The 25,118-nt window shown below is 39.0% G+C and carries 23 protein-coding genes; 18 read left to right on the forward strand and 5 right to left on the reverse strand.

The window, feature by feature from the left end; translation table 11 throughout:
* Positions 1–499 precede the first annotated feature (499 nt).
* Positions 500–1,291, reverse strand: a complete 792-nt coding sequence (locus tag RH40_RS11045) for a CLCA_X family protein (RefSeq protein ID WP_009601577.1) — start codon at positions 1,289–1,291, stop codon at positions 500–502.
* Between the two features lie 396 nt (positions 1,292–1,687).
* Between RH40_RS11045 and RH40_RS11050 the strand changes: the two genes are divergently transcribed.
* The gene (locus RH40_RS11050; RefSeq protein ID WP_039954622.1) at positions 1,688–2,326 is read left to right on the forward strand and encodes a hypothetical protein; all 639 of its coding nucleotides are present in this window, start codon (positions 1,688–1,690) and stop codon (positions 2,324–2,326) included.
* A 52-nt stretch (positions 2,327–2,378) separates the two neighbouring features.
* On the opposite strand, the gene RH40_RS11055 is transcribed toward RH40_RS11050, so the two are convergent.
* From RH40_RS11055 to RH40_RS11065, 3 genes are all read right to left on the reverse strand, one after another.
* On the reverse strand, positions 2,379–4,301 hold the full coding sequence (locus tag RH40_RS11055; protein ID WP_009601579.1) for an LTA synthase family protein: 1,923 nt from the start codon (positions 4,299–4,301) through the stop codon (positions 2,379–2,381).
* Positions 4,302–4,514: 213 nt separating this feature from the next.
* Positions 4,515–5,225: a lipoate--protein ligase family protein gene (locus tag RH40_RS11060; protein WP_009601581.1), complete on the reverse strand. Its 711-nt coding sequence runs from the start codon at positions 5,223–5,225 to the stop codon at positions 4,515–4,517.
* A gap of 124 nt (positions 5,226–5,349) precedes the next feature.
* Positions 5,350–6,462 (reverse strand): MBL fold metallo-hydrolase, encoded by a 1,113-nt coding sequence (locus RH40_RS11065; protein WP_009601583.1) that lies wholly within the window; start codon positions 6,460–6,462, stop codon positions 5,350–5,352.
* A gap of 108 nt (positions 6,463–6,570) precedes the next feature.
* On the opposite strand from RH40_RS11065, the gene RH40_RS11070 reads away from it, so the two are divergent.
* On the forward strand, positions 6,571–7,488 hold the full coding sequence (locus tag RH40_RS11070; protein ID WP_009601585.1) for a LysR family transcriptional regulator: 918 nt from the start codon (positions 6,571–6,573) through the stop codon (positions 7,486–7,488).
* Between the two features lie 263 nt (positions 7,489–7,751).
* Positions 7,752–8,318 carry a hypothetical protein gene (locus RH40_RS11075; RefSeq protein ID WP_009601586.1) on the forward strand — a complete coding sequence of 189 codons (567 nt, stop codon included), beginning with the start codon at positions 7,752–7,754 and terminating at the stop codon, positions 8,316–8,318.
* 114 nt (positions 8,319–8,432) lie between these two features.
* On the opposite strand, the gene RH40_RS11080 is transcribed toward RH40_RS11075, so the two are convergent.
* Positions 8,433–10,610 carry a beta/gamma crystallin family protein gene (locus RH40_RS11080; protein WP_009601587.1) on the reverse strand — a complete coding sequence of 726 codons (2,178 nt, stop codon included), beginning with the start codon at positions 10,608–10,610 and terminating at the stop codon, positions 8,433–8,435.
* Between the two features lie 681 nt (positions 10,611–11,291).
* Between RH40_RS11080 and RH40_RS21255 the strand changes: the two genes are divergently transcribed.
* From RH40_RS21255 to RH40_RS11150, 15 genes are all read left to right on the forward strand, one after another.
* Positions 11,292–11,453 (forward strand): glutathionylspermidine synthase family protein, encoded by a 162-nt coding sequence (locus tag RH40_RS21255; RefSeq protein WP_081454999.1) that lies wholly within the window; start codon positions 11,292–11,294, stop codon positions 11,451–11,453.
* A 192-nt stretch (positions 11,454–11,645) separates the two neighbouring features.
* Positions 11,646–12,710 carry an ion channel gene (locus RH40_RS11085; RefSeq protein WP_009601589.1) on the forward strand — a complete coding sequence of 355 codons (1,065 nt, stop codon included), beginning with the start codon at positions 11,646–11,648 and terminating at the stop codon, positions 12,708–12,710.
* A 449-nt stretch (positions 12,711–13,159) separates the two neighbouring features.
* Entirely contained in the window at positions 13,160–13,579 is a 420-nt protein-coding gene (gene rbsD, locus RH40_RS11090) for a D-ribose pyranase (protein ID WP_009601590.1), read from the forward strand.
* A 21-nt stretch (positions 13,580–13,600) separates the two neighbouring features.
* Complete coding sequence (gene rbsA / locus RH40_RS11095) at positions 13,601–15,106, forward strand: ribose ABC transporter ATP-binding protein RbsA (RefSeq protein ID WP_009601591.1); 1,506 nt, start codon at positions 13,601–13,603, stop codon at positions 15,104–15,106.
* Complete coding sequence (gene rbsC / locus RH40_RS11100) at positions 15,103–16,083, forward strand: ribose ABC transporter permease (RefSeq protein WP_009601592.1); 981 nt, start codon at positions 15,103–15,105, stop codon at positions 16,081–16,083. Before rbsA ends, rbsC begins: the two co-directional genes overlap by 4 nt.
* A gap of 67 nt (positions 16,084–16,150) precedes the next feature.
* Positions 16,151–17,029 (forward strand): ribose ABC transporter substrate-binding protein RbsB, encoded by an 879-nt coding sequence (gene rbsB / locus RH40_RS11105; RefSeq protein ID WP_009601593.1) that lies wholly within the window; start codon positions 16,151–16,153, stop codon positions 17,027–17,029.
* 144 nt (positions 17,030–17,173) lie between these two features.
* On the forward strand, positions 17,174–18,094 hold the full coding sequence (gene rbsK / locus RH40_RS11110) for a ribokinase (protein ID WP_009601594.1): 921 nt from the start codon (positions 17,174–17,176) through the stop codon (positions 18,092–18,094).
* 10 nt (positions 18,095–18,104) lie between these two features.
* Positions 18,105–19,145: a substrate-binding domain-containing protein gene (locus RH40_RS11115; RefSeq protein WP_009601595.1), complete on the forward strand. Its 1,041-nt coding sequence runs from the start codon at positions 18,105–18,107 to the stop codon at positions 19,143–19,145.
* Positions 19,142–19,738 carry a pentapeptide repeat-containing protein gene (locus RH40_RS11120; RefSeq protein WP_009601596.1) on the forward strand — a complete coding sequence of 199 codons (597 nt, stop codon included), beginning with the start codon at positions 19,142–19,144 and terminating at the stop codon, positions 19,736–19,738. Before RH40_RS11115 ends, RH40_RS11120 begins: the two co-directional genes overlap by 4 nt.
* A gap of 138 nt (positions 19,739–19,876) precedes the next feature.
* Positions 19,877–20,410: a GNAT family N-acetyltransferase gene (locus RH40_RS11125; RefSeq protein WP_009601597.1), complete on the forward strand. Its 534-nt coding sequence runs from the start codon at positions 19,877–19,879 to the stop codon at positions 20,408–20,410.
* 257 nt (positions 20,411–20,667) lie between these two features.
* The gene (locus tag RH40_RS11130; protein ID WP_081455000.1) at positions 20,668–21,924 is read left to right on the forward strand and encodes an MFS transporter; all 1,257 of its coding nucleotides are present in this window, start codon (positions 20,668–20,670) and stop codon (positions 21,922–21,924) included.
* 609 nt (positions 21,925–22,533) lie between these two features.
* Positions 22,534–23,034, forward strand: a complete 501-nt coding sequence (tpx, locus tag RH40_RS11135; protein WP_009601599.1) for a thiol peroxidase — start codon at positions 22,534–22,536, stop codon at positions 23,032–23,034.
* A gap of 4 nt (positions 23,035–23,038) precedes the next feature.
* On the forward strand, positions 23,039–23,659 hold the full coding sequence (locus tag RH40_RS11140; protein WP_009601600.1) for a peroxiredoxin: 621 nt from the start codon (positions 23,039–23,041) through the stop codon (positions 23,657–23,659).
* A 95-nt stretch (positions 23,660–23,754) separates the two neighbouring features.
* Positions 23,755–24,426, forward strand: a complete 672-nt coding sequence (locus RH40_RS11145) for a hypothetical protein (protein WP_009601601.1) — start codon at positions 23,755–23,757, stop codon at positions 24,424–24,426.
* Between the two features lie 314 nt (positions 24,427–24,740).
* Positions 24,741–25,112 (forward strand): diacylglycerol kinase, encoded by a 372-nt coding sequence (locus tag RH40_RS11150; RefSeq protein WP_009601602.1) that lies wholly within the window; start codon positions 24,741–24,743, stop codon positions 25,110–25,112.
* The last annotated feature ends 6 nt before the right edge of the window (positions 25,113–25,118 follow it).

Raw genomic sequence — 25,118 nt, forward strand, 5'->3', positions numbered from 1 at the left:
GGTTAGATCGATGTAAATTAAAATCAATTACTTTTTTTTGAATACAATTAACATCGAAATATTTATAGGTTTTGTATTTGTTTAGTAAATAGAGTTTAGATTTAATATAAAGAACTTTATTCTGTTAATTTAATCTGGATGCTTATATTATATAATTATTAACTATGTTGGGATGGCACTATCCAGATTGTAAATATTATAAATTTAGTATTGTTAATTTTTATATTCATTTAACTGATAATTTTTAGTTTTTATATTCCCAAGCAACCTCAAAGTGCTAGTTTCAGTGAGAGTTGGGACAAGACAGTAGTTTGTATATGTGAAACCTACAATCGACAAAGACGTATGCAAAGTTACTCCGCCTTTGAATGCGTTTAAAATAGTCAGTTTTATGATTGGTTGATCAGGAACAGCTCTATATCAGTTATTTTAGCCTCTTTGAACTCGACTCGGTGGCGATGTTCCTAGTCCTATATTCTGCAGTCTCTTGGGTATATATTTATTTAGTTAGTGCACGTCCCAAGGTAACAAAGTAGGCTCGGAGGGCATGGTAAATTTCGATTCTGTGTGTGTGGTCAGGATAGATCAGTTGTGTGTCGGGTTTTGTTGTTCCTGAAACGAGATAAGGGTTGTTAATATCTGGGCATGACTCGATAGCAGACTCAAAAGCCCGTGCCATCATTTCTGTTGGTAGTGAAAAATATCGTTGAGATAGCGACATATCAGCTTTAACACTTCGCGTCACATAGTCGTGTTTATCTTTTTTATCGCCGTTAAGTAAGGCTGCACTAAATATGTCCATGAGGCGATCATTAAGTGGGTGAGGTAGGGGACATTCATCATTTAGCCAACAGTTGCTGGCAAACATGATTTCGCTTTGTGGCCCAGACCTATCGCCAATATCAAACGCTTTTTCTGCAATGTAGTGATCAAAGGCATGCCAAAACTCGTGGGCTAAAGCGCCGGCACCAGCATTCTTCGCTAAGGCTAATTCTCTTTGATTCGGTGCGTAATGAGCTTGTACCCCCTTTCTTCCTCCCGAGCCAAATGCCAACCCTAGTGTTGCGCGTAGTCCGATGGCTTCTGGCGGTAGTGAGAGGATATAGGCAAGATCGGCGAGTGAATCGAAGATTAAATTGGCAGCGAGATCTTTCTCTTCTCGTGTCACCCAGCGTCCAACACGAATACTGCCTATATTGAAAGTTTGTTTGATATCGATAAAGGATACTTGCTCTCCATGACGGTAGTCAGGGCCTTTTCGCGTTTTATATTTAAATTGAGTTAATTTCAATGGTTACCTTGTTTCATTGGAAAAACTTTCAGTATGTTGGCTTCTATTACTTAATAGTTGGTCAATGGCTATTTCTGCTTACATGCTTCATCTTTTCTACGTCAAGATAGGATAGACTCAAATATCGATGAGACATTGCTCTCAATTAGCCTAGTTTTCAAAGTATACAATGTGTTCTACCATTGTGTCACAGAATTAAAATCATCAGAAGCATGTTAATAGCTTGTGCTTGAAAGTTGGCAAGATGTAATAATATATGTGTCATAGATACATTTTGTTTTTTAAGTTAAAAACTAATTTTATTGATTTTATTTTTGTTAAAAACAAAGGTCAGACCACAAAATTAAAAAGAGTGAATTATCATTAAGGCGAAATTTATAATCGAGTTAACTTAAAGTGATAAAAAAAACACTCCTAACATTACTTTTTACTTCATTACCTTCAGGTATAGTGCATTCTGAAAACATGCTTACTGGTTTTAAAGTTGTTGATTTAGATCATCAACAAATCTTTGATATTTATAAAGAGCATAAAGTCGTTTACGATCGCCATGAGCAAATGCATGAAGCCTATGATGGTATGGTAACTGCAAACTATATGACAGTGATTAAACTAAGAGCCAGACTCGATATATTGCGATCTGACATAAACCATAAATATAGAAAAAGCGGTCTTTATGAACAGAGTTCAAGATATTCACTTATTGAGTTTATTGATGTATTACAGCGTATCACTGATAAACTAACTAAATTACAAACTCGAATAACAAAAAAGCCCAACTTATTGGATGAAAATTTTGCTACAAGTGTGAATACTGCTGTTTCAACTGATAGAGTTAAGAGAAAAACATTGGATATGACTGGCACACAGAATATTCAATCGGGCTATGCTAAGGAATTAAATTTAATCGCAGGTATTCTCAATGAAATTTGTAATGGATACAAAGAGAGACTATTACTCAATATAATAGAAAGAGGTTATGAACCGAGCCAAGACTCAAGACCATATACTGACCAACTTCATTTTGAGTTCTAATCTAAATAAAAAGGCACCCCACTAATGGTGCCTTTTTATCTGTTATTGTTGGTTAGTTCTGCGAACTGTATTGAAACTCAGAACTGGTAGGTTTAGAACGATAATCCGTCGTGGTTCCATTAAATAGATGATATTGCGACAGGTTATTGTAGTAGCTGCCCTCTTTATAAAGCTCTTGTGCCCATTCTTGCTCGTCACAGTTTACGGTCTTTTTGCTTACAACATTGTCTCCGATATTAAAGCACTGTGCTAGCTCACCTGTTTTGGCATTTATGGAAATCCCATGATCCTTTTTCATCCAGAAAAAGCCACTACCAAAAGAAAAACTTGAGCGCCCGGAATAATTCGGATCTAGCAATGAGTGTCCTGTAAACCATGGTGCGTATCCACCTAGCCAATCGAGCAGAGTAGGTGCTATATCACGTTGCGACGAGGTAATAGGTCTTATTTCAGTCGGCAGTGAACCATCGCTACTGTACATCAAAAAGGGAATCGCATTTTTCACAAAACCACCTTGGGATGTCCTTGCAGTGTGATCAGATACCACAACAACAACAGTAGGCTTGTCCAATTGAGACAATTTTTTATCGAGTTTGGGTATAAACTCACTAAGTTCAGAGTCTGCGTAATTAATCACGCTGCGTCTTTCGTTATCAGGTGTATCTTTGCCAAAACGGTATTCATGCCCTTCTGGGATAAAAGAGTCATGTGTTGTTCCTGTATTGATAGTAATAAGGAAAGGCTTGGTAGACTGACTGGTTTCTTCTATTTTATTAAGGGCAAAGCGGTAGATTGATGTATCCATATATCCCCAATAGTTCTTCACCGCCTCAAATGGAAAATCCTTTTTTCCGAGCGAGTGTTCAAAACCGAGTGTTTGCGAAAATGAACCGACAAGACCCTTTCCGCTTCCTTGGATAAAGGTGGTTTCCCAACCTCGGCTTTTTAAAATGTTGGGTAAACAAACATACTTTGAGGTTTGTAGTTGACTATTGCCAATAAAGCCATCGATTGGGTTAGGGTAGGAGCAAAATGTCGAAAACATACCTTGCACGGTACGATAGCCATCCGCATAGCTTGAATAGGCTGAGAGTGATTTTTGTCGAAGACTATCGAAAAATGGAGTGACATTTTCTCCACCAGAATAACTTTTGCTATCAATAGCTGGCCAACTTTCCAGCAATATGATGACAATATTAGCCTCTTTCAAAGAGCTTAAATTTTGCGCGATGCTGTTTTGTTTTGCGTATTTCCATTGCTTGAGCTCTTCACCAGTAGGCTCCGTGGTGATTTTTTCAACCGAGTGCTTTTTACCTGATGTTAAGTAATAGGTAATACTATACGGCGCAGACCACGCAATAAAAGCTTGGTCAGTATCTCCTATGGTATAAGCTCTCATTGGCGATTGCGGTGCATCACTCCAACCGCCGCGAACAAAAGTAACAGTGATCAATAGCCATGACAGAGCAAACACAATGCCTGTATACCACTTCGGTATTGACTGAGCTGAGAGTGGCAGCTTTTTCCAGATCAACCACGTGCAGGCAAAAAACCATAGTGTGCCGAGGCAGAAATCAAAAAAGTAATGACTAATAGTAGAAATAAAAAGCTCTTTTTCGACTCCACCGGCAGTAAACAATTCAAATGTGACATGCTTACTTGCATCTTTTGCGTACACGGCATCCGAGAAAGTGGTCCCAATAATCCACAACACTGCAAAGCTCAGCCATATTTTGATCAAAATGGAGATGTCTTTTCTAAAGGGTGTGGTAATGCATAGCAGTAAAAATATGGGAGCAGTTAGCAAAGCTGCAATAGTTCCATCAAGGCGAAGGCCAAAAAAGAGTGCTTCGATACCTGATTTCGATAAGAGTTCTACCGGTAATTGTTCGAAAGTGGCGAGAGCGATGCACTTGCTTAAAAATGCTACTACCAGTAATAAGGAAAATGTAATGATGGTATTCCTGACAAACATTGTTGCGTCCTGATTGCGGAGTTCTTCAAACGGTAGGTAACTTAGCACGATGAACAAAATTCACAAACCGAAATAAACACAGTTGTACCGGCACCTCTTTTTGGCACAGAATATGTTGACGAATGTCGAAATTACGTTGTTAATTTGTTGTCTAACGGAGTCTTGAAATGAGGCTGGTTCATTGGAATTGCTCTATTTTTCGGCAAAGACGAATCACAGATACTGGGCATTGTCTATAAACGCTTTGGTTAGCGTTTGAAAAAGACTATCTATACAGGGTCTTTGATTGGTATGAGAAAAGAGAGTTGTATGCACATCAGCCAGTATCTTATTTGGGTAACCGCATAACTGGTTACATAAGTTAACAGGCTCGACTATTTTGGGCATAACGGCATCAACTAAAATACAAGCTTGCGATAATACGACTCGGCTACCGTCCTTATTTAACACGACGCGCTGTGCTGTGCCGACCACTTTTTTTCCTTTAATATTTAAGTTGTAATCACCATCGCAATAAGAGTGAGGTGTGGCATGAATGTCGGTTTTTATTCCAAGACTTATAAAGAACTCGGTTAAAATTGAACATAAGTTTTGGTATGACAACTTGATGTCATAAGGGCGTTCGTTTGGCCACGGGTAGATATAAGAGAGGTTGATAATGCCTGGTAATTGTGGGACCGGTGCTCCCCCGGTTTTGCGCGCGATAAGGTGCCATCCTAGCGTTTGTAATGCAGTTATTAGTTCATCTGATTGACGCCATTTTTTCCCAGAAGGCAGCACGAGTGTTGGGGTTTTGGCTTGCCACAATATTAGGACCTTGGAGAGTTTCCCTGATTGTACTTGTTTGAGTAGTTTGCTCTCTTTTTCAAATACGTCCTCAATATCAATACTCTTAAATCGAACCAACTTATTTTGGGGTGCCATAAGATTACCGGACTAAAAATTTTAAGCTTTCATCATAATAGAAAATAAGTACTTAGTAGAAGTGTTTTTTAACGAGGTTCTGTACGAATAAAGAAGGCCCAGTATAAACTGGGCCAGTAAAGAATTAGTGATCAACTATATCAAAAAGTACCATAATGGCATGGGTTTCTACTGCACCAGAATCAAAGCCATACATGTTTCCATATTTGGGTTCAAGAGCTTCTTTTACTCCAGCGGCAATAGTATCCTGCCAACGTTTCACCCATATAAAGTGGTTTCTATCCGACAGTTTGGGCTCATAAGGCGCAATCTCTAATTGCTTATTTACCTCACGACGCAAGTCATCCAAGTAACCCAAGAGTGATTTAACATCATCAATTGAACCTATGTTACCATGACCACCATTAATGTATTGCCATTGTCCTTTGATTCCTTTTTTCAGTAACCATTTCAAATCCTCTTCGTAGCCATGGAAATCCTCTGCACCTGCAAAGTTATAGAAGGGCAGTTGATCAGGATTTATCATATCTGCAAAGTGAACCACCTTGTCATTTTTAACCCAGATTAATGTGTTATCAGGGGTGTGTCCGGCTCCTTTGGGTGCGATCATACGTATTTTTTGTTGACCAAATTTGATCGTTTTCGCTCTGTCTAATTTTATAACATTAGTAGGTAGGGGAACTTTGGCTTTAATTTGGTTGTTATCATCTTTTTCGGAGTGGCGCAGAATTTTGTCGTAAACTGCTGCGCTGGAATAAATACGAAGCGGCTCTGTTTGATGCTGTTCAACATAGTCAGAGACTTGCTTTGCTCCACCTACGTGATCTAAATGGTAGTGGGAATAGACCATAGCTGTTATTGGCTTATCAGTGATCTGTTTTATAGCTTTTAACACAGTATCGACTCTTTCAGATCCCAGTGGGTCTATCAGCATGACGCCAGCGTTATCATCAACAATAACAGTAGTATTATAATAGTTAACACCGATCCAATAGGTATTGTTTCCGAGTTTTTGGATTGTAGCTTGTTTATCGTCAAACTGCAGATCAAATAAATTATCGACCTTCTGGCCTGGCTTGAGGCTTTCGACTTTCGAAGCAGCCACATAGTTTCCCTGTGCTTGAGGAATTTGGTCAGGAAAAATGATCGCTTGGTTGTTGTTCTGGTGAGCTATTGCGGTCGTACTCGCAAATGCAAAGTAAAGCGAAGTGAGGTATATATTTTTGTTCATTGGCATAGGTTTCTCCTTATTTTGTACTCATGCTAGAAAAACACCGCTTTTCACTCCAATGCATTGTTGGCATACTCATTATGCGTTTAGTGAATAAAACAAAAGAAGAATGTTATGGTCGAGCGTGATTTAAACCTCCGAAAAATTGATCTAAATTTGCTACCGATTTTGGATAAGTTATTTGAATTTAGGCATGTTAGTGCAGCAGCTAAAGCACTGGGTATGAGTCAGCCTGCTGTAAGTCGTGCACTCCAGCGTTTGCGGTCTCTATTTAATGATCCTTTGCTTGTGAAAGTAGGCACGAGGTATGAGTTGACCGAGAAGGCCAAGGCAATTGAGGTCGGGCTTGTTTGCGTGCAACGTGATATTCGGGGACTACTTAATCAAGAGCCTTTTGATCCGTCTCATGCTGCGGGCACTTTTACTGTTGGCGCACTAGACTTTGAAATAATGATGCTGTTACCCGGCTTGATAAAGAAGGTGCGAGAGCAGGCACCAAAATTAAAGATTGAAGTGATGCATTATCATGCAACTGTATCCGTTCAGGATTATTTGGAAAAGTACGCCGATTTACTTTTATATTCCACGAATAATTGTGGGGAACTCATCTACAAACAGCGGCTTTTTAGCGATAATTATGCCGTTATCATGTGCAAGAAACATCCCCTTAATCAAGGTAAGTTAGATCTGGACGCGTATGCTAATGCACAGCATGTCATTGTTTCGGCCAATGGTATTGATGAAACATCGATAGATAGGCAGTTAGCGAGACTTGATCGTAGCCGAACCGTGATAAGCTCGATCCCCCATTTTTCTCTTGCACCTGATATCGTGACAAACACCGATCTCTTAGTGACTCTACCAAGTCGCATCGTAAGAAGGTTGGCCCACCACTATTTTTTTTCTGAAGCTAGTCTACCTTTTGAAATGCGTGATTTTCGCGTTGAGCAGTTTTGGCACCACCTTCACCATCAAGACGATTTACATAAATGGGTTCGTGATTCAATGAAAGCAGTGGCTGACGAGCTTTAACGTCATTGTGACTGGTAGATAGAAATTAAGAGAATATGCAATAAGATATAACTGATAAGTTTCACTTGATATTTCAATCTTTCTGATTGTGTTTTTTAATCGGTTAGAAAATTAACACGATTATATCCTAAATTTTTCGATATAAAATTTACTTATATTATTTTCGTAGATATTTAAAACTAAAGGTTTTAATATCTTTTTTAGTCTGAATAAATTAAGTATTAATCATTTAAATAATAATGTTAGTAAAATAGGTTGAAGTTATGGATTTGGAATTAACGACAGATAAATATAAGCATTTCCTAATTGAATTTAGAAAAGCAGATATCCAAAATGCAGCATCTAAGTCAGAAACTACTGTCAATGTTGCGGGCGCTAGTTACCACTTTAGAGCGCCGAATTTTCAGTTGGTTGCCTACACCACAAATAACCAGCGTTTTGATTTAACCGACTATAACCATGTTGATGTTCCCAAGTCAGTTGATTTTGGAAAGCTCTCTAACGCTTTGTCTTTGGGAGGAAATGGCCAAACCAGAATGAATGGCAATTTAAGCACAGTGGTTGCATTTACCTCTGAGGCTGCTCGCTCGAAAGTTGTTGAGCATGCATTTATCAAAGTTTTGCTCAACCAGACAATCATGCTGTCTGACTACGAGGTTTTATTTAAAGCTTATAATCAACCTGCAAGGTTTAATGGATTTCTTAATCAAGACAACACCTACAATAGTACGTGGCGTGCACTGAGAAAAGAAGATTACCTTCACTTTTTTAACTCGCAAGAGTACACAGGCAGTTTTGAGAAAATACAGTCAGAAATTGTTAACTTATAGATTAATAGATTGATTTTAGCTCAAACAGATTAAAAACTAAGGCAAGTTGCTCTTGCGAGGTAACTTGCCTTGATCACTATCCTCGCCATATTTTAATGGCGATTTTGTTCACTGTTAATGACCGCGAGTGTATTGAATTTTTAAGCTCTTGATATCAAATCCACAATCACTTAGAGGAGGGTACCGAAAATAGCCATCGCCACTGGAGAAGGTATACGACTTACCTTGGAAATTTTCTTCACTAAAAACGACGATTTCATAGCAAGGACTAAAATCGACATTGGTAAATTTTTCGATAGGTACGATGACCTCGGTTTCGCCAGAATTATTGTCCTTACGAGATAATGCGGGATAATCTTGTAAAGCAAGGTACATATGCTCATCTTGGCCACTATGATAAAAACGTGGCCCCTGGAAATGAGAAGCGTAGATGTGTTCATGGAAATAAAGGTCATTATACACTGCTGGGCCATTCCCCCATGCTTTATAACCATTATCAATCATTTCTTTTTGCCCATTCGCTACACCGCGTTGAGACTCCATTTTACCGATCCACTCATCAGTAAGTGGCATTATATCTTGATGGTTTTCATTATGCAGATTCCAAAACTCATTGTATTTAGTCACGAATTTGTCAAAATTATGCAGTCCTGCCAAGATTTTAAGGCGATTTGGATAGACATACCCAAGCTCAATATCGAGATAGCGCTGCAATGCTTTGTAGCCATCCCAGCGGTTATCGTATCCGTGAAGTGGCCTTTTATCACTGTAGGTTGATTCGTCGCCCAACTGGTAATCGTACATCCTCGATACATTGGTACAGCCATTGTAGTGGCCATCTAATTTTCCTGTGCGGTAATCGATGGCAGACTGCATTGCGTTATCGAGGTACTCTCTTGACTCTATGAAGAATGTTTGGAACTCCTCATAAGTGTTATAAGTTTCTAGGCTGGCAGTTGCCGAGCCCATAATCGAGCCATAAAGAGTAAAGAGGCGATCGAAATAGGGAAAGCTGGCATGCTTTGCACAATTTGGATTAAACACTCTGTGCTTAGTTATTTGTATGTTATTGATTAAGCAAATAAAACGGCTTCTTATTTCTTCATTTGGAAAGTCTATACCTGGCCCCCATTGGTCGGGGTTATCGTCTAAATAACGACTTATCTTATCGAACTCTTCTTCGGCAGTAATCAGCTCATTTTCAATGGATTTGAGCTCTACGTCAGTTACTTTTTGGTCAATATATTGGTTGATTTGGTTGGCATATGTTTTCCACCTTTGGATTTGCGCCCCTCTATCATCAAAAATCCAGCCTACAAACAGGCCAGTTACCGCAGAGAGCGCGGCGGCACCGGGGATAGGGAGATCACCGATGAGACCAATCGCAACGGTCTTATAGTACTCTTTCACATAGTCAAAGCAGGTTTTTTCTTCGGGTTCCCAAGGGGCCTCATAGGCCTTGATATGCTGATTTTCAGAATGCTTTAACTGTTCAGTTTGCCAAGTATCGACCATTGTATTATGTAGTTTGAGCGAAGATACAAGGACTTCCTCGTTATCTAATTTACCTAGAAACTCAATCGTGCCATCAACTACACATTGAGCGATAGAAAAATCGATGTTCTCAACGTAGCGAAGCGCTTCTTGGCTGGCAAAGTGCTCTGTAATTGTATTTAACTTGTCAAGATTTTCGTTGTAGGGCATTAATGTCGTCAGTGCTTTTTCTTTGGCATGATCTTGGACATAAGCAAATTGGTTATTGGGCCCACAACGCATAACTTTTACAGCATTATATCTTTGTTCATAAGCACATGCAGTGGCTCTATCGAGAAGCTCCAAAGACTTGTAGGTCAAAGAGACGGCAGCTTCCAAATGGTCTTCACATTCTCTAAGCATTTGCATTCCTTGAATCATTGCAAAGTGAAGAGAAAAGACTTGATCAAAGTAGGGCAATGAGAAGTGCAACGCATTTTTTTGAGCAAACAACTGCTGTTCAAACTCTTCAACGTTTTGTGCTAGTTGGACAAGTTTTCTATAACTATCACCTGTATCTTCAAGGGGTAGTAACTCATTGAACGAGGCACATAGAGAGTTCAAGGTTTGATCAAATTGTGGCTTAGATTTGTATACCTCTGGACAGTTGATACCAGCAAATAAGGTATTAATCCGTTGCATATTTGGCTGTGGCCATTCCGTGTAGAAGCCTTTATCTTCATCGTAAGTAAATAAAGGGCTTACATTAATTAATTCGGTAATATTAGTAATAGCACTGCCATTGGATAATAGGTTCATGGTATTTCCCATTAGTTTTTGAGTGGTTTCGAATCGTCGAAAAATATTTCATGTAACAGAATCAACGACTGTGACGTGTATCACCTATAAATTAATGACAAAGGTAAAATAAAAATAAATGTGTACTAATTAAAAATTGTTTATATTTCTTTTTAAATGTAATAGAAAGTTGATCTAACTCTTTTTTTTCAGGTTATTTTCGATTTATCTGATACTTAAGTCTAAATTTACCATTGTTTTTTCGACTTTTATCTTGTTTTTCCGTGCACTTTTTATGCTTGCTTTTTATTGCTTTGCAACTACGATAAATGTCTATTTCTTTTTTTTAATATCTGAACCCTGTATATTGAATTAATTAGGAGATAGCACATGTACAGATTATAGTAGGACGTCGACCTCTATATTTTGGAGTTACGAGGTGGACGGTAAATTTTGAACATCAATATTCATTGAGCGGCGGTTTTTGCTCATATTTAGAAATTGCTAATTTATATTCAAATAAAATAAAGCGATTTGTGTGTTTTTCTTGGTTACCTGATCTAGCTTTTGGGATTGATATGGAGACAGGATTGCTACTCTCACCCATGCTTGAAGGTCAATCACTCTTGCTGGCTTGCAAGAGGAATAACTAGAAAAAACTGAAACATATGTGAGACTTATATAATATATTTATAATTCTGTTTGTATCTAAACCCATATGCACCGTTAGCTAAATTTAAAAATGGATGGGTTGTGATAGGATCTTGGGTTATCGGTAAGACTGGATGTGGTATTTCTTTTCGTGAATCAGATAAATTGATTACAAATGATGTGGCGCGATTCGTGCCACACATTATTATTTAGTCAGGATATAGAAATGTCTTTACAAAACATAAAAACACAATCAAAGGCCTCAGCTCGTGATAGGACTTTTGTTGACATTACCATCATATATCACGACCATGTTCCAACTAATTTTGTTTTAAATGAAAATCAGATGATTATCGAATCAGTTGGTATAAACGTAAACCCTATCGACATTAAGAATTACTAGATATGCAGCAGAGATTCTCCAAGAAGCTAGCTGAACTTTGGGATCAGTACTTCTCCAACATTGTAGAGGCTTTAAGTAAACTACATTTAGGCCTATTGACATTGAGTTTTGTCTTTATTGTTTATTTTGGCTATCTCCTTATAGGAGAGGGGCATTTAATCGAATCCCCGATAAGGATTATTTACTATTTGGTTACCGTAGGCTCGACAGTGGGTTTTGGAGATCTATCTCCTTCAACTCCCTCTGGACAGGTATTTACGGCATTGTTTGTTATTCCGGGCGCTCTGGGATTATTCGCACTGGTTGCAGGTAAATTATTAGCCAAAGGAATGTCGCTTTGGTATAGGAAGCAGAAAGGTATGCATAACCTAAGAAACAAATCTGATCATATTGTTTTAATTGGATACAACCCAAATCGAACTCCATCACTGATAAAGCAGATTACACGTGAAGACAAAAGAGACATAGTGCTTATTTCCTGCGAACAGCATGAAAACCCAATGCCGGATCTGACGTCTTTTATTAATGTTCCTTCATTTACAAATGAAGATGAGCTTGAACGGTCTGCTTTAAGTAAAGCTAGCTGTATTATTATCGATACAGATACTGATGAAAATACGTTGACAATATCTCTCTTTGCTAGCGCACTTAATGGTCATGCTCACTTAGTGGCTCATTTTAGTGACTCGGTAAAAGCTAAAATCCTCAGGCAGCAGTGCCCTAATGCTGAAGTGATATCAAACCTCAGTACAGAACTTCTCGCAAAAAGTGTGATTGATTGTGGTTCCAGTCTCCTGCATAGTGAGATGGTAAGCGCTGAGCGTGGTCAAACCCAATACGGAATTGAAGTTCAGTCTAAATCTTCATTTAAGATAAAAGATGTTTTTATTGACTTTAAGCTAAAAACTGACTCAACGATTATTGGCATGAGACGACAAGGCGAAGAAGTTGTCTTGCTTAATCCCGGTCTCGATACGATAGTGAACTCCGGCGACACTCTCTACTACATTAGTGACGAAAGGGTTGAGTTTAATGCTTGGCCTGAAGTTGGAGACCCAGCAAGTTAAATAACGTATACCCAAGTAACCTTAAGGTGCTAGGTTCAGCGAGAGTGGCATGCTTTGTAGACAACGAAATGTTCTCAACATCTCGTCACCTCAATTGAATATCGGTAACGACGTGTGTAAAGCAAGACAACTCGTCTTGCAAGTGCGTGCATTTTACAGTTACTTGGGTATATACATTACAAATACAGTGTGACTTAGCCATCCTTTTTTAATTCCTCTTTAATTTTCAATCGAAACGTTTCGATGGAAAATGTGATTTAAGATTGATTTTTTAAATCTTATAACTATCAATAAAAGATCTTTCTCACAGCTTATGGAACTCTCTCTAGCGGAATTTCTTGATGCTTTTATTATGCATCGAAACGTTTCGATGATGGTTCGTACAGTCAGTGCGGACAGAAAATACATTATTTTATAACTCAACCTTCATGTAACCGAAGAACAACGAGATGAAAAAAAGTACCCTGATTAACGCCGAACTTTCTGGCTTGGTTGCTTCATTAGGCCATACCGATGAAATTACAATTTGTGATGCTGGTTTACCTATTCCAAGGCAAGTTCAGCGTATAGATTTAGCATTGACTTATGGTATACCCAGTTTTCTAGATACAGTCACAACTATCCTGTCTGAATGCCAGGTTGAAGGTGTCGTCTTAGCCAAAGAGTTTGCCAAAGTTAGTCCAGCTCACCATGATGCACTAATTTTGGAATTGAGAAAGGAAGGCGATAAAAGTGGTAGGACTATCGATATTACTTATGTTCCCCATGAGGTATTTAAAGTTCGAACTCAATCGAGTAAGGCAGTGATAAGAACCGGGGAGTGTACCCCTTATGCGAATATAATTTTTCAATCTGGCGTTGTGTTTTAAATCAATATATCAGGGCCCATTATGACAAAAGCCATTTTACAACTTAACGACATAAAAAAGTCCTTCCCTGGCGTTAAAGCTTTAGATGGGGCGAGCTTAAACGTTTATCCCGGTCGAGTTATGGCTTTAATGGGTGAAAACGGAGCCGGCAAATCTACGCTGATGAAAGTGTTAACAGGTATCTACCAAATGGATTCTGGAAGCATTATTTATCAGGAACAGTCGACACAATTTAATTGTCCTCGAGATTCTCAACTTGGGGGAATCAGCATTATTCATCAGGAACTAAATCTTATTCCTGAACTGAGTATTGCTGAAAATATCTTTCTAGGACGAGAGCCCACGAGTCTACTTGGAAGGGTTTGTTGGAAACAAATGTACCATGAGGCGGATAAGTTGCTTGCAAAGTTGGGTGTAGAGCATTCCTCAAAAACCTTGCTTGGTACTTTGAGTTTGGGTGAGCAACAGATGGTAGAGATTGCTAAAGCACTGTCATTTGAGTCCAAAGTTATCGTTATGGATGAACCCACAGACGCCCTTACTGAAAAAGAGACAACCGCATTATTTCAGGTGATCAATGAATTGCGGCAACAGGGGTGCGGTGTGGTTTATATTTCTCACCGTCTAAAAGAAATCTTCGACGTGTGTGATGATATTACGGTGCTGCGCGATGGTAAGTTTATTGGCCAGTGTTCGGTAAATGACACTGATGAAGATAGTCTCATAGAAATGATGGTTGGGCGTAAACTCGAAGATCAGTACCCGCGTATTGATGTCAGTCATAGTGGTGATTGTCTCGAAGTCAACGACTTGCATGGTGAATGTGTTTATGGGGCTAGCTTTTCATTGAGGCGTGGCGAAATTTTGGGAGTGTCTGGTTTGATGGGTTCTGGTCGAACCGAGTTGATGAAGCTAATTTGTGGTGCCCTTAGAAAAGACAAAGGGACGGTTCGGCTAAACAACAAATCAATTGAACCATCAAGTGCCCAAGACGGGTTAACTGAAGGCATCGCTTATATTTCAGAAGATCGCAAAGGAGAAGGGCTGATACTGGGGTTATCCGTAAAGGAGAACATGTCGCTTAGTTCCCTTCATACTTTTAGTAAGAAACTCCAAATTGATCACTCCAAAGAGCGCTCATCGGTCGATGATTTTATCAATTTATTTAATATTAAAACCCCAAATCGCGAACAAGTTATTGGTCACTTATCTGGCGGTAATCAACAAAAAGTTGCGATTGCAAAAGGTTTGATGACAAACCCAAAAGTCCTAATCCTAGATGAGCCGACTCGTGGAGTCGATGTTGGTGCCAAAAAAGAAATCTACCAATTAATCAATAAATTTAAGGCCGATGGTATGAGTATTCTCTTAGTATCTTCTGAGATGCCAGAAGTCCTTGGAATGAGTGATCGAATTATCGTTATGCACGAGGGACAGGTAAATGGCATATTTGACGCTAAGACTGTCGATCAAGAAACACTGCTTGCCTGTGGGGTCGGCAAAAAGGTCAATGAGGAATTAGCATGAGCACTGATCGTCTCAAACAATCAAAACCTATGAGTAAAAGATGGCTGAGTAAAGCCTGGGTAGTAGAGCAAAAATCATTGATTGCCTTAGTGTTCCTGATTGTTGTTGTGTCATTTTTAAATCCCAACTTTTTCACAATAGATAATATTTTGAACATCCTTCGCCAGACCTCTGTGAATGCCATTATTGCTGTCGGCATGACTCTAGTAATTTTAACTGCAGGGATCGATTTGAGTGTTGGTTCTGTGTTGGCATTGTGTGGGGCAATTGCAGCAAGCATGATTGCTATAGAAATCCCTGTATTAGTGGCTGTCCCCACAGCTCTTTTCGCTGGTGCGTTATTAGGTGCACTGAGTGGGATAATTATTGCTAAAGGCAAGGTTCAAGCATTTATTGCGACGTTAGTCACCATGACTTTACTGCGCGGTGTCACCATGGTTTACACAGACGGACGGCCTATATCAACAGGGTTTACCGATACCGCAGACACATTTTCATGGTTTGGCACTGGCTATGCGCTGGGTATACCAGTTCCAGTTTGGTTGATGGTGATAGTGTTTGCTGCGGCTTGGTATCTGTTAAATCATACTCGATTTGGCCGCTATATATATGCGCTCGGTGGTAATGAGTCTGCAACTCGTCTCTCTGGTATCAATGTCGATAGAGTGAAAATAGGTGTGTACAGTCTCTGTGGTTTGTTGGCCGCACTTGCAGGTATTATCGTTGCTTCACGTCTCTCTTCTGCGCAGCCTACTGCAGGAATGGGCTATGAACTGGATGCCATCGCTGCCGTGGTTCTTGGCGGAACAAGTTTAATGGGAGGCAAGGGACGGATCATGGGCACTTTAATCGGTGCGCTCATTATTGGCTTTCTAAACAATGCTCTCAATCTATTGGACGTCTCCTCTTATTATCAAATGATTGCTAAAGCTGCCGTAATTTTACTCGCGGTCTTGGTTGATAACAAAAGTAAATAGTGAAACAAGATAAAAATAAGAGCCAGTAAACAAAGCACTGGCTCACCCTACAGTAAGGATTAAAATGATGAAAAAATTAACGACTCTACTTTCCGCAGCTCTGCTTGTCTCATCCGTTTCGATGGCTGCTCAAGCAAAAGATACGATAGCGATTGTGGTTTCTACTTTGAATAACCCATTTTTCGTCACCATGAAAGAGGGTGCGGAAGCAAAAGCAAAACAGCTTGGGTACGATTTGATTGTGCTTGATTCACAAAATGATCCAAGTAAAGAACTGTCGAACGTCGAGGACCTGACCATAAGAGGTGTGAAAGCTATCTTGATCAATCCTACTGACTCGGACGCTGTGTCTAATGCGATTAGAATCGCAAATCGCTCTAACATCCCGGTATTAACATTAGATAGAGGTGCCAGCCGTGGTGACGTTGTTAGCCACATTGCTTCAGATAATGTGGCCGGGGGGCAAATGGCGGGTCAATACATCGTAGAAAAAGTTGGCGAGCAAGCCAAAGTGATCCAATTAGAGGGAATAGCTGGCACTTCAGCTGCCCGCGAGCGTGGTGAGGGTTTTATGAATGCTGTTAAAGAAAATAAAATGGAATTGCTCGCAAGCCAACCTGCTGATTTTGACCGAACTAAAGGTCTCAATGTGATGGAAAATTTATTGGCTGCTAACCCCGATGTGGAAGCAGTATTCGCACAAAATGATGAGATGGCATTGGGTGCGTTGCGTGCGGTACAAGCAGCAGGAAAAAAGATATTTATAGTCGGATTTGATGGAACTAAAGATGGAATTGCTGCGGTTAATCGTGGCAAGTTAGCTGCAACTATTGCGCAACAACCAGAGTTGATTGGTGCCTTAGGTGTTGAGACAGCGGATCACATGTTGAAAGGTGATAAGGTTAAAAAGCATATTCCAGTTCCACTCAAAGTGATTGCAAAATAAACATTATTTTTCTTCCTTTATACATCTTAGGTAAAGAGGAAGGGTAAATTTGTGTCTTTGACCCTTTAGATGCGCTGATTGCATATCGAAAGGTCAAAGTCATTTAGTATGTTAACAGGCTTATCTTAAGCTCAGGAAGTACGCATGAATAAGTTAGTCGTTTTGGGGAGTGTTAATGCAGATCATGTTCTCCAAGTACCTTCTTTTCCTCGCCCTGGAGAGACAGTACAAGGTTCTAATTATCAGGTGATCGCAGGTGGGAAAGGTGCTAATCAGGCAGTTGCTGCAGCACGATTAAATGCTGATATTGGTTTTATCGCAAGCGTCGGAGATGATTCTTTCGGGATAAATATCAGAGAGAATCTGAGACTCGAAGGTATCAATATTGATAGCGTTAAGATGCACCCTAACTGTCCAAGCGGTATTGCGATGATTCAGGTTACCGATAGTGGTGAAAACAATATTTGTCTCTCACCAGAGGCTAACGCTAAATTAACAGCAGAAGCGATAGAGTCAGCACTAGAAAAAGTTCGTCAAGCTGACTATTTATTGATGCAGTTAGAAACCCCAATCTGCGGTATCGAGAGAGCAGCGCAAGTTGCAAAGGAAGCGAAAACTAAAATTATCTTAAATCCAGCACCAGCTCGAGAACTCTCAGATGAGCTACTTTCGAAAATCGATATCATTACACCGAATGAAACTGAAGCCGAATTATTGACCGGAGTGAAAGTTGATGGTGCAGAGAGTGCACAAGAGGCGGCCAAGATTCTCCATGAAAAAGGCGTTGATGTGGTGATCATAACCTTGGGCGCAAAGGGCGTGTTTTTGAGTGAAAGAGAACAGGGCGAGCTCATTCCAGGTTTTTGTGTTGAAGCAAAAGATACCACAGCAGCGGGCGATACCTTTAATGGTGCATTTGTCACTGGTTTATTGGAGCAAATGACAGTAAGATCAGCAATTAGCTTTGCACATGCCGCGGCTGCCATTTCAGTGACTCGTCTAGGGGCACAAACGTCGATTCCAAACAGGCATGAGGTGGAGGTCTTTAAAGAAAGTCAGTATTGAGGGAGGTAATATGGCGACAATGAAGGATATTGCTAAGTTAGCGGGAGTTTCCACCTCTACGGTTAGCCATGTTATTAACCAGACCCGGTTTGTTAGTGAAGAAATTTCACTTAGGGTCAATAATGCAGCAAAAGCGTTAAACTATTATGCACCGTCAGCATTGGCTCGCAGTCTGAAAGTTAATCGTACCAACACAATAGGAATGTTAGTGACGACTTCAACCAATCCTTTTTTTGGTGAAGTCGTAAAGGGTGTTGAGAGAAACTGTTATCAGCAAGGTTACAACCTTATTCTTTGTAATACCGAAGGCGATAACGCTCGAATGCGTGATTCAATTAACACCTTAATGCAAAAGCGTGTTGATGGTTTTATATTGATGTGCTCTTCGCTTGAAGGTGAGCGTATTGATGTATTTGAGCGTTATCCGGACGTTCCTGTCGTTGTTATGGACTGGGGACCTATGCTGTTCACCAAAGATAAAATTCAAGACAACTCTCTATTGGGGGGCTATTTGGCAACCCAGCATCTTATTGATAACGGTCATACCAATATCGGCTGTATTACGGGCCCGCTTATCAAATATCAGGCTCAAATGCGATATGAAGGTTATAAGCGTGCAATGTTAGAGAAGGGGCTTGAATTTAACGCCGACTGGATCGTTGAGTCAGATTTTGAATGTGAAGGTGGTTATCATGCTTTTAAAACCATGTCGGATAGAGGCCGTTTACCCAGTGCTATATTCGTTTCTAACGATATGATGGCAATGGGAATGATTAACGCAGCGAGCGAATTGGGTATTCAGGTACCCGAAGATCTTTCCATCATAGGTTATGATGATGTCCACATTGCAAAATTTATGACGCCTTCTCTTACAACCATCCATCAGCCTAAATATCGTCTTGGTGAAGCTGCAGTGGATACGTTATTACGCAAGCTTAATCATCAATCGGATCAGCCTGAAGTCGTACAACTAGAGCCGACTTTGGTTGTTCGTAAGAGCGTTAGAAACATTACTGATATTGAAACTTCTGAATACGCAAATAAAAAATGAATATAGTTGATAATGATAGTTATTTTGCTCGGTCTTTTGACAAAGGCTCAGTCTCTGAAGAAAATTTTAAGGGTATTGAGTTCGAGGAATGCCATTTTACAGATTGCGACTTTTCTGACGCCTGCTTTCAGGATTGCCGTTTTATCAACTGTACATTCAAATCTTGTAATCTAAGTCTGACTAAGTTTCCTAGAACTCGATTCATGGATATCAGCTTTTCAGAATGTAAGTTAATTGGCATAGATTGGACGAATGCAGAATGGCCCGTTTATCATAATGATTTTGGCATTAAATATTATCGATGCATCCTTAATGATGCGTCTTATTATGGCTTAACCTTGCAAGAGCTGGTGTTTGAAGAATGCACGGTTCGTGATGCTGACTTTAGGGAGGGGGATTTCTCTAAGTCGAGTTTTATTGCCTGTGAGTTGAACCGAAGTTTGTTCATGCACACGAATCTAGAAAATGTAGACTTCAGTGATTCCTCCGATTTTACCATCAACGTGCTACAAAATCGCGTGACGGGAGCAAAATTTTCTCGATATGAGGCATTGAATTTACTTGAGAGTTTAGATATTGATTTAGTTGACTAAAAGAGTCTAACATATCCAGAGTTCTCAGATTACCGGATTGAGCGATAATAGCTTAACTTGTAGGTGAAGGCGTCTTGTTAACTTTAGTTAATTGGACATATCTAGATTTAAATCAACAGATATCGAGATTGTATAAAAATGGGAAAAGTGGTTATTCGGCCCGCCACCCAAAATGAATTAAAAACGATTTATTCTCTTGTGACGTCCAATAAAGAGTGGACTCGGTATAATGGGCCTTATTTTTCTTACACGCCCCCGTCTTTAGAAGAATTCAAAAGCACAACGTTTGCCTCTCTTTTGGTAGGACGAGATGCTCAGGTCATTGTCTATGAAAATCATGTGGTTGGTATGGTCAGTTGTTATTGGGAATGTAAAGAAACACGTTGGCTAGAGGCAGGCATCGTGATTTATGACGCTTTATTTTGGGGAAAAGGTATCGCGTTAGAAGCAATCCCACTTTGGGTTTCCCACCTCTTTAAGCACAATACAATTGAACGAGTGGGTTTGACAACATGGTCAGGGAACCCCCGAATGATGGCTCTTGCTGAAAAGCTGGGTTTTCAACAAGAAGCAAGGCTTAGGAAGGTTCGTTATTATGAGGGGTGTTATTATGACTCAGTAAAATACGGACTGCTGAGATCTGAATGGGAACAAAACTCTATACCTAAGTGACTTCAAAATGAAAACGCTTTGAGTGGTAATTACTCATCACTTAATAAGTCACTGATCCATTATTAAATTTGTCTTTTAGAGTTCATTAACTCACTATTATTATTTTAATATTGCTGGAATAGCTGTAGCTGTGAAGGCTACCTCCATTATTGAATTATCGAGTGTTTTGTCACATTTACAGCCTATGTTTTAATTCATCTGCGTAAACTTTCTTACTTATAACCCCATAACCGCTATCAACTTTAGCCAGAGGAAAGATGATGAATAAAACAGTGCATAAGTATCTTACTATACTCGTGCTCTCTTTGGCTGGAAGTTCTATCTATGCTCTCCCTTATATAAAGTATGTATTTTATGACGTTCAGCTTTCTGTGATGAACATCAGTCATATGGAATCTGGCATGCTCATTTCAGTCTACGCTCTTGGCTGCATGCTCACTTACATTCCTGGGGGGATGCTGACTGACCGTATCTCTCAGAGCAAGGCAATGGGGTTTTCATTGATAGGTACTGCAACTCTTGGGGTGGTGTACATGTTTACGCTATCTTATAGTGTTGCTCTGGTTATCTGGTTTCTTTTTGCTGTCACGACGACTTTTGTATTCTGGACTTCTTTGATTAAAGCCATAAGTTTAGTTGGTGAAGAAGACGAACAAGCGAGACTTTACGGTCTCTATTACGCTGGAAATGGTCTAGCTGGAACAGTGATCAATGTTCTCGCTTTAAAGATATCGACACTTACTGAGGATCCTACTCAAGGCTTTATTTATTCTCTAGCAACGTTATGCTGTTTTTGTTTGTTTTGTGGCATTTTGGTCTTACTTGTTATTCGAGACACGAATAAGGTAGAGGCGCTGGATGAATTCAATTTTGCTGACGTAAAAGGACTCTTAAAGATGCCAACCTTATGGTGTTTTTCCCTGATCGTCTTTTCAGGTTATGCTGTCTCAAGCAGTACCGCCTATTTCACTCCTTATCTTTCAAATGTGGTTGGTATCTCGATTGAGGATACTGGCTTATTTTCGATTATTCGGAGTCATTTATTTTATCTTATTGCACCTTTAGGCGGTTATCTAGCTGATAGAATATTTCAATCGACAGCTAAACTCTTTACCCTCCTTTTCAGCCTATTAGCACTGACTTTATCAGGTGTCTTGTTTCTTCCTAGTTCAATGGGAGAGCTATGGATAAGTGTTTATACATTGTTACCGGGTGCTTTTGGGCTCATGCTCTACGGCTTGGTATTCTCGATCATACGTGAAACAGGTATTCCATTAAAAGTTGCAGGGACGGCGATAGGTATTGCATCTCTAATCGGATACACTCCAGACTTATTTATGTCGACTTTATTTGGCTATTGGCTCGATCGCTTCCAGAATGATGGCTATTGGTTAATTTTTCTTACTTTAGCTGGTATTTCAGTATCAGGGGTAATTCTCTCTGCCGTTGTTTTCAAGAAAAATATTGGAGTAAAAGAGGTGACAGTAGAAAGGAGCGAGTTGAATATTGCTTAAAATATCCGATTATTCCAAGACAAAGGATTCAAACCACTATCGAGTCAGTCTGCTTTTCGAGACTCAAAAGATCTAGATTCCTTGAATCTAAGGATTATCTATTTTCAATGAGATTTATTTTGGTTGTCTCAATATGTAGACACTTTTTGTTAAGATTTGGGCGATAAGTCATAACAAAAAAATCCTATTATTAGTTGTGGCGCTTATTATTTTTATCTAAATTGGACAAATGTATCTATATCGACCTTGCTCTTGAGTAACTAGGAAACTGTACAAACTTTCCGGTTTTGAAGCGTGTTTTTGGTTATGTTCTTATTTGTTTTTATTTTTTAAGTTAATGATATAATTTCGTTTTTTTGGTTGACTTTAAGTTCTAGGGAACCAAGGGATATACTATAGTTTTACCTATTTTATCTGTTTTTATATATGATTTGACTTGGTTGGTATTATAAGAAACATTGTATTTTTGTTTCATCAATTGTTTTTTTGTCATCATTTTTGACAAAAAAATACATAATAATTCTCTTTGGAATTACTTCTTGATTTTTATTTTTATATTGATATAAAACTTAATTGAATTACGTTTTATAAACTAGGAAAATAAAAAAAATGACACAAGTTGCATTTCAAGGTCAAGCAATCAATCTTACTGGTCAATTTCCACAAACAGGTACCCAAGCTCCTGAGTTTACACTTTGCGGCGCTGAGCTAAATGAAGTAACACTCGAAACTCTAAAAGGTAAAAAGACAGTACTTAATATCTTCCCAAGCGTAGATACTCCTGTTTGTGCGGCGAGTGTAAGAGAATTCAATAAGAAAGTTACTGAGGTAAATGATGCTGCCGTAGTTTGTATCTCAGCTGACTTACCTTTTGCTATGGCTCGCTTCTGTGGTGCAGAAGGTATCGAAAATGTCCAATCAGCCTCTTTCTTCCGCTCTCCTGAATTTGCGGAGGCGTACGGTGTTAAGTTAGCTGAGGGACCATTGGCTGGTTTGGCTGCTCGTGCAGTTGTTGTTCTTGATGAAGAAGGCCGTGTTATCCATTCTGAACTGGTTTCTGAGATTACTGATGTTCCAAACTACGATGCTGCAATGGAAGCTTTAAGGTAAGACAGTGAAAAAAATAATCTTAGCAACTGCGTTATGTTTTTCTGCAGGTACCTTTGCTGAATCAAAAGATACCTATTCAACAACGTCTGAGACAGCCCCCTTTGGAAAAGAGCAAATTGTGACTTTAAACGCAAGCAATAAGTTTACGCTCTCAGGGAAGGCAATCAAGGTAGGGGATTATATGCCCTCAGCTAATCTTATGACGTCAGATCTGAAGCCTTTTGATACGAGTGATAAGACAAACAGTGTGAAGATATACAGTGTCTTGACCTCTGTAGACACGCCGGTTTGTGTTCAACAAGGGATCGACTTGTCGAACTATATCTCTAAGCATCAATCAAAACTTAAAGGTATTGAGTTCTACGCTATCAGTGCTGATACCCCTTTTGCTCAGCAGCGTTATATCAAAAATAACTCCTTGTCTTCGGTAACTTACCTTTCTGATTCATCAAAGCATGAGTTTGGAATGAATACAGGTTCTCAAATCGAGGAGTTAGGATTATTGACAAGAAGTATCATTGTTGTTGATAAGAATAATAAAATTGTTTATGTTCAGAGAGTTCCAGAATTAACAACAATTCCTGATTTGGAAAATGCAGTTGATCGAGCGCAAAAAATACTTTGATAGTCGTATTAAAGATAAAACATGCTGCTTTATGTAGCATGTTTTATTAATAGACGCTGGTGACTCGACCAAATCAATACAACAAGGATGTTACATTGAAAAAACTCTTAGGCGTCACTTTAATATCTACTTTTTTGTTAGGTTGCTTCGATAGAGGGCAAGCGAAAGACGAAGCAAATCCAATAAGCCAAAAGATCGAGACAAGATATGAAGGCTTATATATTTCAAAATCCGGTGATAAAACTTACGCATTGGTTGCAGATGATGATCAAGGCGATGTTTTTTTGTTTAATTTTACATCTTCTCCCTCCCCTTTTAATGAGGTAATAGTTCCTCAATCCTTTATTCAAACTCAAAATAGTATTGTTTATAGTGCCTACAAGCAAAGTAGCCAATCAGATTGGGGTAATTCTGATGGTCAGACCTTGCGCATTCAATTTTCGGAAAACACCGCGTACATTGAGCAGTTCGATGTATCTTTGGGTAAAGTTCAGAGTCTTGACTTATCGCATGCTAATGCGGCTTGGAACTTTAATGAGGGGTCCTTTAGTTTTTATGATTCAGTAAGCAGTAATACTTACAAAGGGACTTTAGAGCAAGACTCATCTGGATACTGGGAACTTGATAACAGCAAACCATTTTCTGATGATTCCTCAAACCTCTCATCAAGTGATGCTGATATGGTCTTGTTTATTTATGATAATGTTACCTATGCGATGATCTCAGATAAAAATAAAGAACGCTTTGTTTTGGTTGATGTGAGATAGTTTTAGTCTAAAAAGGGCTAAAGCAGTTGTTTTTCTGGTTTAGCCTAAATTCTTCATAGTGTTTTTTCGGCATATTGATTAAATATAAAAAGCGTTGCTTTAAATTAAATTTTAATAAAATTAACAGTAAATAATCCCGTGGTTAAATAAAAGTTAAATTCATTAGGTTTTTAAATTTCCTTTTTAATAATTAAAATTATATTTTGTTTCATTTTTTCATGTTGGAAAATTAATTTTCATTTTTGAAATGAACCTTGATTATATATTCTATCTAATGAAATACTATTTCATTAATTTTTTAAATAGAGGTTTATATGAAGCCAAATACTAAAGGCTTAACAAGGGTTATTTATGCAACATGCTATTCTTGGAAGGGAATGAAGGCTGCATGGAAATATGAAGCAGCATTTAGACAAGAAATCATACTTATGATAACGCTTTCGTTCCTTGCTTATATATTACCTGTTACAGCTCTTGAGCGTGTTGTGATGATCTTTAGTCTAGCACTTGTGGTGGTGGTCGAGCTCATTAATTCATCGATAGAAGCAGCAGTAGATAGGATTGGAGATGAGTGGCATGAACTAAGCGGACGCGCTAAAGATATTGGTTCAGCAGCGGTTTTTGTGTCCTTGATCTTAGCTATTTTTACTTGGATATCAATTTTAGTTGACAACTTGGTAGGATAATCAGCG

This window comes from Vibrio caribbeanicus ATCC BAA-2122, from assembly GCF_000165125.1.
In the GTDB taxonomy this organism is placed as follows: domain Bacteria; phylum Pseudomonadota; class Gammaproteobacteria; order Enterobacterales; family Vibrionaceae; genus Vibrio; species Vibrio caribbeanicus.

What these genes read in the sequence shown, in the direction of transcription:
- rbsB (WP_009601593.1), top strand. Translation starts at nt 16,151, where the DNA reads ATGAAAAAATTAACGACTCTACTTTCCGCAGCTCTGCTTGTCTCATCC.
- rbsC (WP_009601592.1), top strand. Translation starts at nt 15,103, where the DNA reads ATGAGCACTGATCGTCTCAAACAATCAAAACCTATGAGTAAAAGATGG.
- tpx (WP_009601599.1), top strand. Translation starts at nt 22,534, where the DNA reads ATGACACAAGTTGCATTTCAAGGTCAAGCAATCAATCTTACTGGTCAA.
- RH40_RS11115 (WP_009601595.1), top strand. Translation starts at nt 18,105, where the DNA reads ATGGCGACAATGAAGGATATTGCTAAGTTAGCGGGAGTTTCCACCTCT.
- RH40_RS11075 (WP_009601586.1), top strand. Translation starts at nt 7,752, where the DNA reads ATGGATTTGGAATTAACGACAGATAAATATAAGCATTTCCTAATTGAA.
- RH40_RS11055 (WP_009601579.1), bottom strand. Translation starts at nt 4,301, where the DNA reads ATGTTTGTCAGGAATACCATCATTACATTTTCCTTATTACTGGTAGTA.
- RH40_RS11070 (WP_009601585.1), top strand. Translation starts at nt 6,571, where the DNA reads ATGGTCGAGCGTGATTTAAACCTCCGAAAAATTGATCTAAATTTGCTA.
- RH40_RS11130 (WP_081455000.1), top strand. Translation starts at nt 20,668, where the DNA reads ATGATGAATAAAACAGTGCATAAGTATCTTACTATACTCGTGCTCTCT.
- rbsD (WP_009601590.1), top strand. Translation starts at nt 13,160, where the DNA reads ATGAAAAAAAGTACCCTGATTAACGCCGAACTTTCTGGCTTGGTTGCT.
- rbsA (WP_009601591.1), top strand. Translation starts at nt 13,601, where the DNA reads ATGACAAAAGCCATTTTACAACTTAACGACATAAAAAAGTCCTTCCCT.
- RH40_RS11150 (WP_009601602.1), top strand. Translation starts at nt 24,741, where the DNA reads ATGAAGCCAAATACTAAAGGCTTAACAAGGGTTATTTATGCAACATGC.
- RH40_RS11125 (WP_009601597.1), top strand. Translation starts at nt 19,877, where the DNA reads ATGGGAAAAGTGGTTATTCGGCCCGCCACCCAAAATGAATTAAAAACG.
- RH40_RS11085 (WP_009601589.1), top strand. Translation starts at nt 11,646, where the DNA reads ATGCAGCAGAGATTCTCCAAGAAGCTAGCTGAACTTTGGGATCAGTAC.
- RH40_RS11120 (WP_009601596.1), top strand. Translation starts at nt 19,142, where the DNA reads ATGAATATAGTTGATAATGATAGTTATTTTGCTCGGTCTTTTGACAAA.
- rbsK (WP_009601594.1), top strand. Translation starts at nt 17,174, where the DNA reads ATGAATAAGTTAGTCGTTTTGGGGAGTGTTAATGCAGATCATGTTCTC.
- RH40_RS11060 (WP_009601581.1), bottom strand. Translation starts at nt 5,225, where the DNA reads ATGGCACCCCAAAATAAGTTGGTTCGATTTAAGAGTATTGATATTGAG.
- RH40_RS11065 (WP_009601583.1), bottom strand. Translation starts at nt 6,462, where the DNA reads ATGCCAATGAACAAAAATATATACCTCACTTCGCTTTACTTTGCATTT.
- RH40_RS11080 (WP_009601587.1), bottom strand. Translation starts at nt 10,610, where the DNA reads ATGAACCTATTATCCAATGGCAGTGCTATTACTAATATTACCGAATTA.